This is a genomic window from gamma proteobacterium symbiont of Lampromicra miyakona (assembly GCF_059730895.1).
On record NZ_AP035932.1, the window covers coordinates 3045845 to 3064072 of the forward strand.

An 18228-nucleotide genomic window follows, 5' to 3' on the forward strand; every position below is an offset into this window, starting at 1 on the left:
GCGCGTTAGTATTCCACCTCCGCATCAGGCTGTGCGCCGTTATTGCGGATCAACTGCTGATACCAGAAAAAGCTCTTCTTGCGATAGCGCGCCAGATCGCGCAGATCGTGTTCATCACGGTTAACGTAGATAAAGCCGTAACGTTTGCTGATGCCCTGGTGGGTGCTGACCAGATCGATGGCCGACCACGGACAGTAGCCAAACAGCTCCACGCCATCGGCAATTGCCAGCCGCAGCTGAGTGATATGCTCACGCAGATAGGCAATGCGGTAGTCGTCATACACCTTATTGCCCGCCTCCAGCGTGTCGAACGCGCCGAGACCATTTTCTGTCACAATCAGCGGCAGCCGATAGCGCGCGTAGATCTCCCGCGCGGTAATGCGGAAACCGACCGGATCGATATACCAGCCAAACTGATTCTGCTGCAGATGCGGATTGTTGCAGCCGACGTACACCGATTTGTCGATGCCGGCCATCTGCTGGTCGGCCTGCTGCTTGCTGTTCAGCTCACCGCGCGCGACCTCAGGCATGTCAGCACTGACGGTGGCCGATGCATAATAGTTGAAGGCGATAAAGTCCGGCTGACCGGCGGCGATGGTCGCCATATCCTCCGCCTCAATGTGCGGCAGCCAGCCGCGCTGCTGCAGAAACGCCCACACTACGTTGTTGTAATGGCCGTGCACCGCCAGGTCGAGGTAGAGCCAGTTGCGGATCGCTGAAAAGTTATCGGCGGCCAGCACATCTTCCGGTCTGGCGCTGGCGGCATAGATACAGGAGATGTTCGGTGCCGGGCCAATTTTGGCCTGCGGCAAGCGCTGGTGACAGGCAATCATCGCTTTGGCCTGCGCCAGCATCATATGGTGGTTCTGCTGATACAGCGTTTTCTGCGCATCCACCGTGCCGGCCGGCAGTGTGCCAATCACCTCGCCTTTGAGGATCATCATGTTCTGTTCATTGATGGTCAGCCAGTATTTCACCCGGTCGCCATAGTGTTCGAAACAGGTGATGGCGAGGCGCTCAAAAGCGGCCACGGTGCGCCGGTTTGACCAGCCGCCATCCTGCTGCAGCGCCCACGGCAGGTCGAAGTGATAGAGCGTGACCAGCGGCTCAATGCCGTGGCGGCAAATTTCATCAATCAGCTGCTGATAAAACGCAATGCCCGCCGGATTCAGCTCGCCGTCACCCTGCGGATAGATGCGGCTCCAGGCGATGGAGAATCGATAGGTTTTCAGGCCCAGCTCCGCCAGCAGCGCGATATCTTCCCGGAAGCGATGATAGTGATCGCTGGTTACGGTGAAATCCGTCATCCCCTCAGGAAAATGGCCTTTATCGATCACCGACGGCCCTTTGCCGTCTTCGTTCCAGGCGCCCTCGACCTGATACGCCGAGGTTGAAGCGCCCCACAGAAAGCCGTGCGGAAACGCACCGGGGTTAGGATGTTGCATACTGCCTCCTTGTTAGTCTGCAGCCAGCTCGCGCCGCAGTTGGATGATCTCTTCCGCCAGTTCACGGCACAGCATGGCGTTCATCAGATGATCCTGCGCATGCACCATGATCAGATTGACCGGAATTTTGCCGCAGCCTTCGTCGGCACCAATCAATTCGGTCTGGATACGGTGCGCGGCTCTGGCCGCCTCGCTGGCTTCGCTCAGCAACGCATCGGCGCGTGGCCACTCTTTGCGCCGCGCCGCGCGCAGCGCCTCCATCGAGCAGGAGCGCGCTTCTCCCGCCTGAATAATCAGTTCCATGACCGTGCTCTCATCAATTTCCATCATGCCTCCTTAACCGGTTGCGCTGCGGCGGCCTGCTCAAGCTCCTGCTGCAGCAGTTGCCGCTCATAAATTTTGAAAAACGGGTAGTAAATCAGCGTGGCGATGGTTACCAGCACGGCAATCAGCACGATGACGCGCCAGTCCCAGCCGGTCGACCAGGCCGCCCCGATCGGTGCCGGCGTGGTCCAGGGGGCCAGCGACACCACGTGGTTAATCAGGTGGGTTTTGGTGGCTGTCCAGGCGAGCGTGGCGTTGACTAACGGCGCGCAGATAAACGGAATGAACAGAATCGGGTTCATCACCACCGGCGAACCGAAGATGACTGGCTCGTTGATGTTGAACATGCTGGGCACAATGCTCAGCTTGCCAATCGAGCGCAGATGCGCCGAGCGGCTGCGCAGGTAGAGCAGCACCAGCCCCATGGTGGAACCGGAGCCGCCAATAACGATGAAAAACTGCCAGAACGGCTCGATAAACACGTGCGTGATCGGCTCACCGGCGTTGAGCGCCTGCTGGTTGAGGCCGAGATTAGTCAGCCAGAACGCCTGCAGAATGCCGCCGACAATTACCGCACCGTGAATGCCGGCGAACCACAGCATGTGGCACAGCAGCACCGCCACCAGCACCGCCGGTAACGAATCCGAGGCGGAGATAATCGGTGCGAACAGCGCCATGATCGCCTGCGGCAGCAGCAGGCCAAACTGCGCCTGCACCCACAGGCTGAGCGGAAACAGCGTGATGAAGATGGCAATGATCGGGATCAGCAGATCGAACGACTGACGAATTTTGGGCGGCACCTGCTCCGGCAGCTTAAAGCCGATGTTGTGCTTTTGCAGGAAGTGCATCAGCTCAGTGGCGAACAGCGCCACCAGAATCGCGGTGAAAATACCCTCGCCGTCGAGTGAGCCAACCGGCAGCGTGCCGTTGCTCTGTGGCGCGGCCACCACCAGAAACGCCATCAGCGCCAGGCTGGCCGCCATAAAGCCGTTCATCTTGTAGCTGTTCGCCAGGTTATAGGCGATGGCGCTGGCGATATACAGCGCCATGATGCCCATGGTCATGTTATACGGCATCATGATTTGCGCTTCATGCGCGCGCACCATACCGAGCCACCACTGGGCAAACGCCCATGAACTGTCAGCTGAGAACGGCGGATGGGCAAACAGCAGCATAAACGAGCCCACAATCAGAAACGGCATCGAGGCGATAAATCCATCGCGGATGGCAATCACATGGCGCTGGCTGGAGAGGCGTCCGGCCAGCGGGCTGATGCGGTTTTCAATCACACCAAATAACGATTCGCTTATGCTGCTCATCGGCGAGCTCCTTGCATCAGGCAACAACAGAATAAGCCTGTGCATTGGCGCACAGGCGTAAACAATTATTTTATTTTCGGAACAATCGTCAGGCGTGAATCAGCTTTAGCGAATCATCTAATATTTTCGCGCCATTCATCATGCCGTAATCCATGCTATTAATCACAGTGATAGGCTTATTTAGCTGCTGCGCCAGCGGCAGGAAGTCCGCCAGTTTGTATTTAATCTGCGGCCCGAGCAGGCAACAGTCAAAGTTCGCGATCTGATCGTTAAACTCTTCAATGCCAACGGCTTTTATCTCAACCTCGACGCCCTTCTCTTTGGCGGCCTTCTCCATTTTCTGCACCACCATGCTGGTGGACATCCCGGCGGCGCAGCAGAGTAGAATCTTTGGCATCATTCAATCCTCAGTGTGGGGTTTAATTAACGAATACCCGCGCTAAAGATTTTCTGCAACCGGTTTCAGATTTGCGTTACGGATCTGTGAGAAATATCAAAAAGCGCGCTGCAAATTTAATCGGGATGCAATAATAAACGGAAGAGATTATGTGAAAGTCGGGGAACAGTGGCGCGGCCAGACACAGCGCGCCACCAAGGGCAGAACGTCAGGAGATGGCGGAATCTTTTTGCTTGTCGGCTTCGAAGTGTGCCTTGAACTGCTCGTAGATGGAGATCATATTGGAGGCATCGCCGTGCAGCGGGCTCAGTTTACCGGCGCGCACCAGTTCGATGACCAGTTGCAGGGCGGCCTGTTTTGGGCTGCTGGCCGGATGGGCAATTTCATGAGACATCAGATATCACTCCTTATTGTTGTCAGTGCCGCACAGTTTAGCCCAGATTGTGCTGCTAATGGGCGCGGCGCTGGTTATCATCATCCTGTTCGGACAAAAAAGCCGCTCAGGCTGTTCATTGACGCCTGAGGCGTTTAGCTATACTGGATCAAAAAAAGGAACACACAGCCACGCATTCCGTACCACGGGAATGGTGCAGAAGGAGTCGGTTATGTTGATTGGTTTTGTCTTGTTAGTGAGCGCCTGCGGCCACGATGCCTGTGATGCCCTGCCGGTGTCGGAGCGGATTTACCCCACGAAAGTGGCCTGCGAACAGATGGCCGATCGCATCCATAAAGTCCGGCCGAACGTGGTGCTGCTTTGTGGGGAAGTGCACCGTTAATTCGGTGCCAGTGCGTCATCAATTGCATAAAAAACAGCCAGACGGCATTGCAACCTGGGCCCGCAGCGTTCAAAATATAAGCTGCTTTACACTATTACAGTTGTGAATCCCATGAAAAAAACTCGCCCCCGTCGTCCCAACGGACGCTGGGTTTATTACATTTTGTATGACGGCATTCTCTGGCCCTGTCCGGTGCGCTGGGAGTGGGAGAGCGGCTTCGGCGGCTGGCTGCCGTTTTACTATTCGCCCACCTTTGAATTTGTTGCGGGCGATCCGCGTAAGGCCTACCGCATTGCGCGCAGCAGCGTGCGCAATCTGCGCCAGCATGAGCATGACGGCGAATATGCCTGAGGCGTCAGAACTGCCACGGCAGCCACGAGGCCGTCAGCAGGTAGTGCACCAGTTCCAGCACCAGAATAATCATCACCAGCACCCCGAGCTTGTGGCGGCATACCCAATCCTTTAGCCCCATATCATCGCCGCCCAGCGAATCAGCATCAGCGCGCCGCAGATGCACAGCAACACCACAATCATCTTCCAGTGTTTTGTCGCAGCCAGTTTTTTTGCCACGTCTCCTCCAGACAGCAGAAAGCAACGATGCGCCCGCAGGCGCATCGCATAGTCTACCGCTGGTCACCCGTGAGGGCGATTAATTATTCAGCGTATAGTCGAGGGTGATTTCGGCATTCAGCACCTGAGACACCGGGCAGCCGGCTTTGGCTTTCTGAATGATTTCATCGAATTTGGCATTATCGATGCCCGGCAGCGCAATGGTGCTGTTGAGGGCAATTTTGGTGATGGCGAAGCCGTCGCCCTTTTTGTCCAGTGAAACATCGGCGGTGGTGTCGATGCTTTTCGGTGGATGACCGGCCTGGCCCAGCATCAGCGACAGCGCCATGGAGAAGCAGGCGGCGTGTGCCGCGCCAATCAGCTCTTCCGGATTGGTGCCCTTCTCGCCTTCAAAACGGGTGTTAAAACCGTATGGCTGGTTGCTGAGCACGCCGCTTTCAGTGCTAACCGTGCCTTTGCCTTTGATGTCGCCTTCCCAATGGGCCGATCCTTTCTTATGAATGGTCATGTCATTCCTCCTGTTAGTCAGACAGCTATTCAGTATAGACAAGAGCCGGCGCTTTGCCTGGCTTAGCGCACCGCGTGCGGGCGCGCCGGGCTGAGTCCGGCTTCGCTCAGCAGCGCATTCGCCTGCACCAGCGAATCCTGCGTGATGTCCGCAATGGTTTTCGCGCCGGTCAGCGTCATCGCCACCCTCATCTCTTTCTCAACCAGACTCAGCAGATTCTCCACGCCGCGCTGGCCGTGCGTCGCCAGCGCATAGATAAACGCGCGTCCCAGCAACACGCTGTCAGCCCCCAGCGCGATCATGCGCACCACATCCAGCCCGTTACGAATGCCGCTGTCGGCCAGAATGGTGATGTCGCCCTTCACCGCGTCGGCGATGGCCGGCAGCGCGCGCGCCGACGACAGCACGCCATCCAGCTGACGTCCGCCGTGGTTGGAGACCACGATGCCATCGGCGCCAAAACGCACCGCATCGCGCGCATCTTCCGGGTCGAGAACGCCTTTGATCACCATCGGCCCTTCCCAGAATTCGCGAATCCACTCCAGATCCTGCCACGAGATCGACGGGTCGAAATTTTTCGCCAGCCAGCCGATATAATCTTCCAGTCCGGTAGGGTTACCGAGGTACGTGGAGATATTGCCGAGATCGTGCGGACGCCCGTGCAGCCCGACGTCCCACGCCCACTGCGGATGGGTGACCGCCTGCCAGTAACGGCGCAGCGCGGCATGCGGGCCGCTCATGCCGGAGTGCGCATCGCGGTAGCGCGCGCCCGGCGTCGGCATATCGACGGTGAACACCAGCGTCGAGCAGCCTGCCGCTTTGGCCCGCTCCAGCGCGTTGCGCATAAAGCCGCGATCGCGCAGCACATACAACTGAAACCACATCGGACGGTTAATCGCCGGTGCCACCTCTTCTATCGGGCACAGCGAAACCGTCGACAGGGTAAACGGAATGCCGCGATTCGCTGCCGCACGCGCCGCCTGCACTTCACCGCGTCGCGCGTACATGCCGCACAGGCCGACCGGCGCCAGTGCCACCGGCATCGACAGCGTTTCGTTGAACAGCCGCGTTTCCAGACTCAGCTCAGCCATGTTTTTCAGCACGCGCTGGCGCAGCGCCACATCAGAGAGATCGGCCACGTTGCGCTTCAGGGTATGTTCTGCGTAGGCCCCGCCGTCCAGATAGTGAAACAGGAATGGCGGCAGGATACGTTGCGCCGCGGCGCGATAGTCACTGGCAGCAGAAATAATCATCAATTGTCTTCCTTACGGGTAGCCTGCGTGGCGCCCGGTAGCCGCGTGATGCGGGCCTGGCGCGCTTCGTCTTCATGCAGCGTTTTCATGGTGGTGTGAACAAAGCCGAGGTGATCCATCGCCGCCTGGCGCGCCGCGTCGGCGTCGCCCGCCATCACCGCGTCGAACATCGCCTGATGCTGGGCGTTGAGCTGGTTGAAAATCACCGGCTGGGTGTACATACGCTGGCGGCTGTGCAGCACGGAGGATTGCAACAGATCGAAAAATCCGCGCATGGTCTGCAGCAGCACCAGATTATGCGAGGCTTCGGCAATGGCGAGGTGGAAGCGCAGATCCGCCTGCGCGGCCAGTTCGGGATCGTCGCAGTCGTTCATTTGTATCAGCGCGTCAAAGGCATAGCGCAGCCGCTCTTTATCCGCCTCGGTGGCGCGCTGCGCGGCGTGCCAGGCGGTGCTGGCCTCAATCGCGTGGCGCGCCTCAAGAATATCCCAGCGGTAGTCAGGATCGGCGGCCAGCAGCTGGCGAATCGGCTCGACGATGCGCTGTTCTGACCACGGCTCCTGCGGCTCGCACAGCCAGGTGCCGCCGCCGCGTTTACTGATCAGCACGCCACTGCTGATCAGCTGCTGGATGGCCTCACGCACCGACGAGCGCGACACGCCGAAGCGGGCGGCCAGCGCACGCTCCGAAGGTAAACGCATGCCGGGTTTCAGCTGATGCTCTTCAATCCAGGCGCTAAGACGCGCGCGCAGCGTATCCGCCAGCCGCGGTGTGGGTTCAGTCATGGAATCATCCAGGTAAAGACATACGCCTGCAGCGTGGTGATCACGCCGACCATACAGGTAAAAATCAGGCTGTGTTTAACGGTAAACCGGAACAGATCGGACTCGCGCCCCACCAGCCCCACGGCGGCGCAGGCGATGGCGATCGACTGCGGCGAAATCATTTTACCAGTAACACCACCGGTGGTATTGGCGGCCACCAGCAGCACATCCGACACACCAATCTGCTGCGCGGTGGTCGCCTGCAGCGCGGCGAACAGCGCGTTGGAAGAGGTATCGGAGCCGGTCAGAAAGACGCCCAGCCAGCCGAGGAACGGCGAGAAGAAGGTGAAGGCCTGGCCGGTGTGCGCCAGCGCCAGGGCCAGCGTGGCCGACAGCCCGGAGTAGTTTGAGATGAACGCAAAGGCCAGCACCATGCCGATGGAATAGATCGGCAGCGCCAGCTCCTTCAGGGTTTCGCCAAAGGTGCGCAGCGCCGCCGCCGGCTTCATACGCAGGAAAATCACCGAAATCACCGCCGCCAGCAGAATCGCAGTGCCGGTGGCGGAGACCACGTCAAATTTGAACAGCGCTGCATACGGCGTTGCTGCGCTCACTACCGGCGGCATGCGTGCCACCAGCTCGTGCAGCAGCGGCACCGGCACGCTAAACACCCAGTCATACAGCGCGCCGCCTTTGGCGAACAGCGCTTTAAACGGCGGAATACTCCACAGCGTAACGGTCGCGGTCAGGAACAGGAACGGCATCCAGGCACGCACAATCTGCGCCAGCGTGTAGCGTTGTGTCCCTGATGGCGCAACCTCTGGCGCGGGCTCTTTAAAGCGGAAGATGCGTACCGGCTGCCAGCGGCGCAGAAACAGCGTCAGGCAGATCAGCGAAGCCAGCGACGAAATGATATCCGGCAGCTCCGGGCCAAGGAAGTTAGAGCTGAGGTACTGGGCGATGGCAAACGAGCCGCCGGCCACCATCACCGCCGGCCAGGTCTCTTTGATGCCGCGCCAGCCATCCATGATCGCCATGATCCAGAACAGCACGATGAGGGTGAGAAACGGCAGCTGGCGTCCCGCCATCTGGCCAATCTGGAAGCTGTCCAGCCCGGTGACCTGACCGGCGACGATGATCGGAATCCCCATCGCGCCGAATGCCACCGGCGCGGTATTGACGATCAGGCACAGGCCGGCGGCATAGAGCGGATTAAAGCCCAGCCCGACCAGCAGTGCGGCGGTGATCGCCACCGGTGCCCCAAAGCCTGCCGCGCCCTCTAAAAACGCGCCAAACGAAAAGCCGACGATCAGCATCTGCAAACGCTGGTCTGGCGTGATGGAGAGAATCGAAGCGCGAATGATATCGAACTGGCCGGTTTTCACCGAGATCTTGTAGACAAACACCGCCGCCACGATGATCCAGGCAATCGGCCACAGGCCGTATAAAAAACCATACGCCACCGACGCCAGCGCCTGGGGCACCGGCATGCCGTACAGCAACAGCGCCACCAGCAGCGCCAGCACCACGGTGATCGTACCGGCCTGATAGCCCTTCAGCTTGAGCTTAATCAGCGCGAAGAAGAAAAAAACAATCGGGATCACCGCCACCAGGCTGGATAGCCACAAATTGTTGAGCGGATCGTAGTTTTGTTGCCACACCTGCATGCCGTTTCTCCAGAGGTCACCAGAGGGATGCGGCGCATCGGCAAAAGCAGGCGTGCGCCGCAGATTATTGCCCGGTTCAGGACCACAATTGGTAGGACCACATTGCGGCTGACGGGCTTTATGGCTCCAGATAGTTAATGCATTGTTAACCCAAAGCAACGCGGCAGGCGTGATTTTTCGTGTTATGTGACCATGTGGCTACATTTCTATAACATTGGTAGGACCAATCAGCGCGCTGCCGCACCAAAGGCGCGCGCATAGCTGTGCGGATGAAAACGCAGATTGAGTCCGATCAACCCCAGCGTCACGATGCCCTGCATCAGCCATACGCTGGCAAAGCTGTGGGTGAGCACCTGTAACTGACCGGCAATAAACGGCATGCAGCCGGCGATGATGAATCCTGCGCCCTGCATGAAGGCCACCAGCCGCGCGCCTGCCTGCGGCTGCGGCAGGTGATCGAGCGCCAGCACCATCGCCAGCGGGAACGCGGCACCGAGACCGAAGCCGGCGATGGCGGCCCACAGCCACGGCGCCAGCAGCGGCACAAAAAGAAACCCGCTCATTCCGGCCAGCTGGCACAGCAGACTGACAATCAGCTGCGGACGGCGATCGGCACCGCGCGCCAGCAGCGGCATCAGCAGCGCGCCGGCAACCTGGCTCAGAATCATCACGCCCAGCAGCGAGCCGCCGGCCTGCGCCGACCAACCCAGCCGGTGATACGCATCCGGCAGCCAGGCAACGCAGGTGGCATAGCCGCCGTTGACCAGGCCAAAGCTCAGCGCCAGCGACCAGGCGCGCGGCTTACGCCACAGCGGCGGCAGCGTTACCTGTGCGGCATCCGGCGCGGCAGGCACGCGCACCAGTAGCCACAGCAGGATAGCCAGCAGCACCGGCAGCGCCCAGCCGCTGAGCGCCAGCGGTACGTCAAGCTGCGCGCTGAGCCACGGCGACAGCGCCGCGCCCAGTCCGCCGCCGCCCATCAGCGCGCCCGCCCACAGCCCGGTGACCGCCGCGCTGCGCCGGCTAAAACGCTGACGAATCAGTCCCGGCATCGCCATCTGCACCACGCCGACACCGATGCCAGCAAACAGCGCGCTGAGCACCAGCCCGCTGCCGCTATCGATCACGCCGCGCGCCGCCAGTGCCAGCAGCAATAACGTCAGCCCGGCCAGCAGTAAGGGCTTTAAAGCCATGCGCTGCATCAGCGTGGCGCTGAACAGCGCCACCGCGCCCATCATCACCATCGGCACCGCCGGCAGCAGCGAGGCGGCCAGCCCTGACAGATGCAGGCTGTGGCGCAGCTGGCCCAGCAGCGGACTGACCGAGGTCAGCAGTGGGCGCATGTTCAGCCCGGCCAGTACCAGCGCAGCCAGCGTTAACGTATTGGCATGTCGGTTCATAACCCATCCTGCAGTGAAAAGGTTGTCAGCATCGCAGCAGACAGTACTATTTGGAAATGAAATAACACCATGATGGGCAGTGGATAAATGAATCGTCAGCCAATGTTTACGCCGCAGCAGCTATTAAGCTTTGTGGCGGTGTGCGAGACCGCCAGCTTTACCCGCGCCGCCGAGCGTGTGCACCTGTCGCAGTCGACGGTCAGTCAGCAGGTGCGGCGGCTGGAAGAGATGGTGGGTAAAGCGCTGTTACAGCGCACCTCACATCAGGTGGCGCTGACCGAAGAGGGAGAAAAATTGCTCGGCTACGCGCGTCGCATCATCGCCCTTAACGGCGAAGCGCACGATGTGCTGAGCGATAAGTGGCGCGACGGCATTGTGCGCATTGGCGTGCCGGAGGATTTTGCCGCCCCGACCGCCAGCCTGCTGGCCGGATTCAGCCGACAGCATCCGCAGCTGCGTCTTGACGTGATGAGCGGCATGTACGTCGATTTGCATCGTGCATGGCAGCGCGAAGAGCTGGATCTGATGCTGATCAAGCAGCCGGGCGGCGATCGCCCGCTGGCCGCCCGGCCCGAGCCACTGCTATGGCTGGACAGTGCTGAACATCCCTGCTTTGACCAGACGCCGCTGCCGCTGGTGGTGTTTCCGCAGCAGGGGCTGTATCGCGAAGAGATGTGTCAGACGCTGGATGCGCTCGGCCGCAGCTGGCGCATCAGCTACAGCAGCGCCAGTCTGGTGGCCCTCGCCAGCGCCAGCGCCGCTGGTCTCGGCCTGACGCTGCTGCCCGCCAGCTGCCGCCTGCCCGGTCACCGCGTGCTGGGCAGCGCTGAGGGTTTACCGGTGATCAGCCATTTCGAGCTGGCGCTGTTCTGCCGTAAGCCGCAGGATGCGCTGCAGCAGGCACTGGCCGCTGCGCTGGTGCAATTCTGCCAGCTACAGTGGCAGTGATTTTTCCACTGCCAGGCAGTGGGAAATATCGCAGCGCGGCGGCGTCGGTTTTGCCAGATTAGGTTTTTTCCTTTTGCCTGGAGTTTCCGATGCCTCTGACCGCTTCCAGCCGACGTGATTTCCTCAGCCACGGCGTGCGCCTTACTGCCGCAGGCAGCCTGATGATGGCTGGCATGAGCAGCGCCGCCCGTCCCGACACACCACCGGTCTCGCCCACCCCGCCGCCTGCCGTGGCGCACTATCAACTGCTGAATGTGCGCCTCGAAGAGGGATTTGAGCGCGACGGCGCGGAGATAGTCGCCACCCGCACTGCGCTGTACGACATCACCATTAAAGAAGGCAAGTTCAGCGCCATTAGCGCCGCCGGCCAGGCGCGCCAGCCTGCCCTGCCGCAGTGGGATGCCGGCGGTGCGCTGCTGTTACCGCGCACGCGGGACATGCACATCCATCTGGATAAAACCTTCTACGGCGGACCATGGCAGGCACCGCGCCCGCGGCAGGGCAAGACCATCATGGATATGATTGCGCGCGAGCAGGTGCTGATTCCCCAACTGCTGCCAACCTCGCAGGCGCGCGCCGAAGCGCTGATTGGCCTGCTGCAAAGTAAAGGCAGCACCGAAGCGCGCAGCCACTGCAACATCGATCCAGTCAGTGGCCTGAAAAGTCTCGAACATCTGCAACTGGCGCTGGCCAACCATCCGGCGTTTCGCTGTGAGATCGTCGCCTTTCCGCAGCATGGTTTGCTGCATTCGCAGGTCGACGGCCTGATGCGTGAGGCGATGCAGCTCGGCGTGCAGTATGTCGGTGGGCTGGATCCCACCAACGTGGATGGTGCCATGCAGGCTTCGCTTGATGCGATGTTCCGCATCGCGCTCGATTACGATCGCGGCGTGGACATTCATCTGCATGAGACCAGCGCCGCCGGCGTGGCAGCCATTCAGTACATGATCGCCACCATCGCCCGTAATCCGCAGCTGAAAGGCAAAGTGACGCTGAGCCACGGTTTCGCGCTCGCCACGCTGGAAGGTAAGGCGCTGGATGAGATTATCGCCGGCATGGCCGAACAGCAGATGAGCGTGGCGTCAACGATTCCGATTGGCAAGCTGACGATGCCATTGCCGCAGTTGCAGGCAGCGGGCGTGACGGTGATGACCGGCACCGACAGCGTGATCGATCACTGGTCGCCGTTCGGTACCGGCAGCATGCTGGAGAAAGCCAATCTGTATGCCCAGCTGTATCGCGGATCGGATGAGTTTGGCCTGAGCCGCGCGCTGCATATCGCCACCGGCGGCATTCTGCCGCTCGCCAATAGCGGGGAGCGCCAGTGGCCGCAGCTGCAGGATGAAGCCAGTATGATGCTGGTCGACGCCAGCTGCTCGGCGGAAGCCGTGGCGCGCATTGCGCCGGTGCGCGCTACGTTCCAGCGCGGCACGCCGGTATTCAGCGCCTGAAGGCGCATCGCAGCCAGCACCAGCACGCCAGACCCGGCCAGAAAAAAGCCTCCCGCAGGAGGCTTTGGAAGGTGACACCGGCGCGGCAAGCCCGATGATAATGCTGGATTTAAGACAACATCTGAATCGCCAGCGCATACAGGCGCTGGTGCTCATCGTCATTAACAGGCTCTTCTTCCGCATAACAGGCAATCATGGAGCTGACTTTATCGGAGGATAACGTCTCTCCATGCAGATGCAGCGTTAGCACGGCGCGGCCGACGATTTTCAGAACGTCTTCGTTTTGTCCCTGGACATAGTGACTCAATGAGGTGACCTCTGAAGTAATTATTAATTGCCAAATGGCGCGCTAAATATAAAGCAAAGCGGTTAGGATTTTTACTCAGATTTTCCGCGTAACAGGTAACATATAAGCGAAATCTTACTGAAAATAGCCGTAACATGCGGCGATATTGCCGCTTACCTGCCGCTAATATCATTTTTTCCCTCGAAAAAGCGTTTTTACCGTTCGTGCTGCCTGGTGTGAAATTCGGAACATTCATTAAAACTTTGCGATAGTTGCACCTCATCATTGACCTGACAAAGCGCAACGACTGACTAATTTCACAACGTGATTATTATCGCAATTGCCGTTGCCGATAGGCCGCCTTTCTGCCAGACTGGCCGCCGCTATTCCTGCTACTACCTGAGATGCTCCTGTGACTGCTTTTTCTACCCTGACGCAACTGCCTGCCAGCCAGCTCGACAACCTGCGCGAGATGGGCTTCGACGCCATGACGCCGATTCAGGCCGCTTCCCTGCCGGCCATCCTTAGCGGACGCGATGTGCGGGCGCAGGCGCAAACCGGCAGCGGCAAAACCGCCGCCTTCGGTATCGGCGTGCTGAACCGCATCGACAGCGGGCGTTTTCATACCCAGGCGCTGGTGCTGTGCCCGACGCGTGAACTGGCCGACCAGGTCAGCAACGTGCTGCGTCAGCTGGCGCGCTTCACCCGCAACATCAAGATCCTGACGCTGTGCGGCGGCCAGCCAATGAGTGCGCAGCGCGACTCGCTGGTGCACGCGCCGCATATTGTGGTCGGCACGCCGGGGCGCATCCTCGATCATCTCAAGCGTGACAATCTCGATTTAAGTCAGTTGCAGAGCCTGGTGCTGGACGAAGCCGATCGCATGCTGGAGATGGGTTTCCGCGACGATATGGAAGCTATCATTGGCTTTACGCCGGATTCGCGTCAGACGCTACTGTTCTCCGCCACCTGGCCCGATACCATTGCCAGCCTGAGTCAGCGCTTTCAGCGCGATGCGCTGGCGGTAGCGACCGAAGCGCAGTCGGAACTGCCGGCGATTGAGCAGCAGTTTATTGAAACCAGCGCCAGCGAGCGTATCAACCTGCTCAGCGCTCTGCTCAGCCAGCAGCAACCGGCTTCCTGCGTGGTATTCTGCAACACCAAACGGGAATGCGATGAGATTGCGGCCGCGCTCAACGATCGCCAGATCAGCGCGCTGGCGCTGCACGGCGATCTGGAACAGCGCGATCGCGAACGCGTGCTGATTCGCTTTGCCAACGGCAGCATCCGCGTGCTGATCGCCACCGACGTCGCCGCACGCGGCCTCGACATTAAATCGCTGGCGCTGGTGGTTAACTTCCAGCTGGCGTGGGATCCGGAAGTGCACATTCACCGCATTGGCCGTACCGGCCGCGCCGGCGAACAGGGGCTGGCGGTCAGCTTTGTGGCGGCCGACGAAATGGTGCGCGCTCATGCGCTGGAAGATTACCTGCAGCAGAAGCTCAACTGGCAGCCGGCCAGCACGCTGAAAGGCAAAGGCGCACAGCCGCTGCCGGCGGCGATGATGACGCTGTGCATTGACGGTGGGCGTAAAGCCAAGATGCGTCCCGGCGATATTCTGGGCGCCCTGACCGGTGAAGCCGGTTTCAGCGGCGATCAGATCGGTAAAATCGATCTCACCCCGACCCATGCGTATGTCGCCATCGACGCCACACAGGCGAAGAAAGCGCTGATCAAGCTGAAAGAGGGCAAGATCAAAGGCAAAAGTGTGCGCGCGATTCTGCTGAAGTAACTGTCGTGAGCGTGAGGGCGATCGCCCTTACGCTAAATTTTCATCGCCCTTCCCTTCATTTTTTTTCTCCGCTGCCGATAAGTTAATCATGGCGCTATTGCCCTGCCCTTTACTCCGCCCAGATTCTGCCCCGAGGCCACAATGGATAATTTTCAGAAAGAGATCGATGAACGCGCCAACCTTGCGCTTTCTAACAAGTTCGAACTGCTGCTGTTCCGGCTGGGTTCCGATCGGCTGAAAGGCAAGTCTGAGCTGTACGGCATCAACGTATTTAAACTGCGTGAAATTGTGCCGATGCCGACCATTACCCGCGCCGCCGGCATGAATTCACCGCTGCTCGGCATGGCCAGCATTCGCGGCCAGTTTATTCCGGTAATCGACCTGCCGGCAGTAACCGGTTGTAAACCGGAAACCGGCCTCAACCTGCTGCTGGTGACCGAATACGCGCGCAGCACCCAGGCATTTGCCGTGGAATCGGTGGAGAACATTGTGCGTCTCGACTGGAATCAGGTGCACACGGCGGAAGCGGGCATCGGCAGCCGTAACATCACCAGCATCGCCTGTCTGGACACCGACGGTCAGAGCAACAATCTGGCACTGGTGCTCGACGTCGAGCAGATTCTGTATGACATCATTCCGTCGGTGCGTGGTGTTGAGCCGAGCGAAGAGACGGCGAAGAATTTCAACCTTAAACCCGGCCAGGTAGCGATTGTTGCTGAAGACTCCAAAGTGGCGCGTCAGCTGCTGGAACAGGGGCTGAAAAGCATGGGCATTCCGGCCATCATGCACAATACCGGGCTTGAAGCGTGGATTAAAATCAGCGAGATGCAGAAAGAAGCGCAGGCTAACGGCGAGTCGATTCACGACAAAATCGCGCTGGTGCTGACCGACCTCGAAATGCCGGAGATGGACGGCTTTACCCTGACGCGCAACATCAAGCGCGACGACGCGCTGCGGCAGATTCCGGTGGTGATTCACTCCTCGCTGTCCGGCAGCGCCAACGAAGATCACGTGCGCAAAGTGGGCGCAGACGGTTACGTCGCTAAGTTTGAAATCAACGAGCTGTCCAGCGTGATTTATCGCGTGCTGGAGAAGAAGCGCTAAGCGCTTACCCCGTTTATCCCCTCAGGCGCGATGTTCGCGCCTTTTTTGTGCCCGCTCGCCTGTCATTCGCTGCATTACCGTAACGGCGTATTTATCCTGTACTGCTGGACAGTTAATCGTCCCTGGTCACCATGAATGGTGACCCTACAGGGTCTCTGCGCGTTTTTTGCTGGGGGCAATTTATTGCGCATTCCGCCACGGTGCGGGAAATGAAATGCGCGATGAATCGCGCCGCTACGGTTTGTGCGACGGGATAATGCAGATATCGCATCCGCCTCTGCGCGTTTTTGTAGGGTGCGCAATTTTGCGCACCGGCATAGGCCGTGATGCCAGCTAATTACGACCAGTGATTAATCAACCTTAAGCCCCCTTAACCGTTTTGTGACAAATCCCTAAAAAATTAAAGTTAAAACATTAGCAACCGATAACTTTAGCGCCTGCGCTGGTGGCGCCAGACCCGTCTCGTCGCAATGGCAAAAAATCTTTCCTTTATACATCATCGACATATTGCAGACCCGTCGTCTGCGTTTCCGTTTTAATACAACAGCATTTTGGCATTGCGGGGAGATCCAATGTTGAGCTTAAAGAATATGAAGGTCGGCGTCCGCCTGGGCATCGCCTTTGGTTTAGTGGTGGCACTACTGGTGGTGATTGGTATCACCTCAATCATGAAGATCAACAACATCAAGAGCGGCATTACTTCGATTGTGGAAGATCGCTATGTAAAAGTGCGGCTCGGCTTTGACGTGCGCGATGGCGTCAACGATCAGATCAAATACCTGCGTGGCATCGTCATCGATACCACCCGACCGCAGTTCAACGTGCAGCGCTTTCAGCAGCTGGCAGACGCCACCGCCCGTACCAACGCGGCGATGAAGAAGATCGAAGCGATTCAGATTACCGCCGTAGGCAAGAAGAAAATTGCCAGCCTGCTGGCTGCCAGTCAGCAGTTTGAACAGCAGAAAAATGAGGTGCTGGATCTGGTGCGGGCCGGTAAAGCCGATGACGCCAGCTATTACGTGCTGAAAAAAATTACCGCCGTGCAGAATGCCTACCTCGACCTGGCGGTGGCGTTTGCTGATTCCCAGTCCTCGCAGCTCCAGCAGGAAGGCGCCGGCATTATCGACGATGGCACCACGGCGATTGAAGTCACGCTGGTGTTCTCCGCGCTCGCCATTCTCGCTGCCGTGGTGATGGGCTGGCTGCTGACCCGTTCGATTGTGCATCCGCTGAATGAAGCGGTGACCATCGCCAGCAAAGTGGCTGCCGGCGATCTCAGCTCGCGCATTGAAATACGCAGCAAAGATGAAACCGGCGCGCTGATGCAGGCGCTGCAGGCGATGAACGATAACCTGCTGACCATTGTTTCCGACGTACGCGCCGGATCCGACACCATCGCCGTGGCGTCCAACCAGATCTCCAGCGGCAACATCGATCTCTCTTCACGCACTGAACAGCAGGCCAGCTCGCTGGAAGAGACGGCGTCCGCGATGGAGCAGATGACCGCTACCGTGAAGCACAACGCCGACAATGCGCGCGAAGCCAACTCGCTGGTGGCGAAAACCTCCGGCGTCGCCAAAGAAGGCGGTGAAGTGATGGAGCAGGTAATTGTGAAGATGGAGGCGATTGCCCTCTCCTCGAAGAAGATTGTCGACATCATCAGCGTGATCGACTCTATCGCCTTCCAGACCAACATCCTGTCGCTCAACGCGGCGGTCGAAGCGGCGCGCGCCGGTGAACAGGGTCGCGGATTTGCCGTCGTCGCCACCGAAGTGCGTAACCTGGCGCAGCGCTCAGCCTCCGCGGCGAAAGAGATCAAAGTGCTGATTGAAGACTCGGTGGCGAAGGTGGATGAAGGCAGCCGTCTGGTGACGCACGCCGGTTCAACCATTGGTGAGGTGGTCAATAGCGTAAGCAGCGTGGCGGAGATCATGAGCGAAATCACCATTGCCAGCAGCGAACAGAGCAGCGGCATCAGTGAAATCAATCAGGCCATTACGCAGATGGAAGCGGTGACGCAGCAGAACGCCGCGCTGGTACAGGAAGCGTCCGCTGCGTCTCAGGCGCTGCAGGAGCAGGCCGATCGTCTGGCGCAGTCGATGAGCGTGTTTAAAACCGCTGCGGTTTAAAACAGACAGCCCCGTTCTGCATGCGTCAGACGGGGCCGTTCAGTGTCGCTGGCATTGTCATGGCGGTGCGCATCGGGTCCGGCGCACCGCGTCCT

At 59.3% G+C, this 18228-nt stretch carries 19 protein-coding genes; 7 read left to right on the forward strand and 12 right to left on the reverse strand.

What is annotated here, in order from left to right:
- Positions 1-5: 5 nt before the first annotated feature.
- From AC6I8P_RS14340 to AC6I8P_RS14360, 5 genes are all read right to left on the reverse strand, one after another.
- Positions 6-1445: a glycoside hydrolase family 1 protein gene (locus AC6I8P_RS14340; RefSeq protein ID WP_498030684.1), complete on the reverse strand. Its 1440-nt coding sequence runs from the start codon at positions 1443-1445 to the stop codon at positions 6-8.
- A 12-nt stretch (positions 1446-1457) separates the two neighbouring features.
- On the reverse strand, positions 1458-1772 hold the full coding sequence (locus AC6I8P_RS14345; RefSeq protein WP_010618140.1) for a PTS lactose/cellobiose transporter subunit IIA: 315 nt from the start codon (positions 1770-1772) through the stop codon (positions 1458-1460).
- The gene (locus AC6I8P_RS14350; protein ID WP_498030685.1) at positions 1772-3088 is read right to left on the reverse strand and encodes a PTS sugar transporter subunit IIC; all 1317 of its coding nucleotides are present in this window, start codon (positions 3086-3088) and stop codon (positions 1772-1774) included. Before AC6I8P_RS14350 ends, AC6I8P_RS14345 begins: the two co-directional genes overlap by 1 nt.
- Positions 3089-3176: 88 nt before the next feature.
- Positions 3177-3485, reverse strand: a complete 309-nt coding sequence (locus tag AC6I8P_RS14355; protein WP_481658085.1) for a PTS sugar transporter subunit IIB — start codon at positions 3483-3485, stop codon at positions 3177-3179.
- A 208-nt stretch (positions 3486-3693) separates the two neighbouring features.
- Entirely contained in the window at positions 3694-3879 is a 186-nt protein-coding gene (locus AC6I8P_RS14360; RefSeq protein ID WP_021507248.1) for a hypothetical protein, read from the reverse strand.
- A gap of 58 nt (positions 3880-3937) precedes the next feature.
- Between AC6I8P_RS14360 and AC6I8P_RS14365 the strand changes: the two genes are divergently transcribed.
- Both AC6I8P_RS14365 and AC6I8P_RS14370 read left to right on the forward strand, forming a co-directional pair.
- On the forward strand, positions 3938-4261 hold the full coding sequence (locus AC6I8P_RS14365) for a hypothetical protein (RefSeq protein ID WP_125310664.1): 324 nt from the start codon (positions 3938-3940) through the stop codon (positions 4259-4261).
- A 111-nt stretch (positions 4262-4372) separates the two neighbouring features.
- Positions 4373-4612 (forward strand): hypothetical protein, encoded by a 240-nt coding sequence (locus AC6I8P_RS14370; RefSeq protein WP_021507249.1) that lies wholly within the window; start codon positions 4373-4375, stop codon positions 4610-4612.
- Positions 4613-4723: 111 nt separating this feature from the next.
- Here the strand turns inward: AC6I8P_RS14370 and yniD are convergent, their stop codons facing one another.
- The 6 genes from yniD to AC6I8P_RS14400 form a co-directional block, all read right to left on the reverse strand.
- Positions 4724-4831: a small membrane protein YniD gene (gene yniD, locus AC6I8P_RS14375; RefSeq protein ID WP_021507251.1), complete on the reverse strand. Its 108-nt coding sequence runs from the start codon at positions 4829-4831 to the stop codon at positions 4724-4726.
- A 79-nt stretch (positions 4832-4910) separates the two neighbouring features.
- Positions 4911-5339: an OsmC family protein gene (locus tag AC6I8P_RS14380; protein WP_141496676.1), complete on the reverse strand. Its 429-nt coding sequence runs from the start codon at positions 5337-5339 to the stop codon at positions 4911-4913.
- Between the two features lie 62 nt (positions 5340-5401).
- The gene (gene lldD / locus AC6I8P_RS14385) at positions 5402-6592 is read right to left on the reverse strand and encodes an FMN-dependent L-lactate dehydrogenase LldD (protein WP_152391319.1); all 1191 of its coding nucleotides are present in this window, start codon (positions 6590-6592) and stop codon (positions 5402-5404) included.
- A complete protein-coding gene (gene lldR, locus AC6I8P_RS14390; RefSeq protein ID WP_058781186.1) occupies positions 6592-7377 on the reverse strand; it encodes a transcriptional regulator LldR in 786 nt (261 codons plus the stop codon). Before lldR ends, lldD begins: the two co-directional genes overlap by 1 nt.
- On the reverse strand, positions 7374-9023 hold the full coding sequence (lldP, locus tag AC6I8P_RS14395) for an L-lactate permease (protein WP_058769354.1): 1650 nt from the start codon (positions 9021-9023) through the stop codon (positions 7374-7376). The genes lldR and lldP overlap by 4 nt, the downstream gene beginning before the upstream one ends.
- A 227-nt stretch (positions 9024-9250) precedes the next feature.
- Complete coding sequence (locus tag AC6I8P_RS14400; protein WP_498030686.1) at positions 9251-10423, reverse strand: cyanate transporter; 1173 nt, start codon at positions 10421-10423, stop codon at positions 9251-9253.
- Between the two features lie 87 nt (positions 10424-10510).
- Between AC6I8P_RS14400 and AC6I8P_RS14405 the strand changes: the two genes are divergently transcribed.
- Complete coding sequence (locus AC6I8P_RS14405) at positions 10511-11371, forward strand: LysR family transcriptional regulator (RefSeq protein WP_031279666.1); 861 nt, start codon at positions 10511-10513, stop codon at positions 11369-11371.
- An 89-nt stretch (positions 11372-11460) separates the two neighbouring features.
- On the forward strand, positions 11461-12822 hold the full coding sequence (locus AC6I8P_RS14410; RefSeq protein WP_498007701.1) for an amidohydrolase family protein: 1362 nt from the start codon (positions 11461-11463) through the stop codon (positions 12820-12822).
- 109 nt (positions 12823-12931) lie between these two features.
- Here the strand turns inward: AC6I8P_RS14410 and AC6I8P_RS14415 are convergent, their stop codons facing one another.
- Entirely contained in the window at positions 12932-13129 is a 198-nt protein-coding gene (locus AC6I8P_RS14415) for a hypothetical protein (protein WP_010618157.1), read from the reverse strand.
- Between the two features lie 391 nt (positions 13130-13520).
- Here AC6I8P_RS14415 and dbpA point away from each other — a divergent pair, with 391 nt between their 5' ends.
- From dbpA to AC6I8P_RS14430, 3 genes are all read left to right on the forward strand, one after another.
- Positions 13521-14900 (forward strand): ATP-dependent RNA helicase DbpA, encoded by a 1380-nt coding sequence (dbpA, locus tag AC6I8P_RS14420; protein WP_136548229.1) that lies wholly within the window; start codon positions 13521-13523, stop codon positions 14898-14900.
- A 141-nt stretch (positions 14901-15041) separates the two neighbouring features.
- Positions 15042-16004 (forward strand): chemotaxis protein, encoded by a 963-nt coding sequence (locus tag AC6I8P_RS14425; RefSeq protein WP_021507259.1) that lies wholly within the window; start codon positions 15042-15044, stop codon positions 16002-16004.
- A 572-nt stretch (positions 16005-16576) separates the two neighbouring features.
- Positions 16577-18133 (forward strand): methyl-accepting chemotaxis protein, encoded by a 1557-nt coding sequence (locus AC6I8P_RS14430; RefSeq protein WP_058758001.1) that lies wholly within the window; start codon positions 16577-16579, stop codon positions 18131-18133.
- Positions 18134-18228 lie beyond the last annotated feature (95 nt).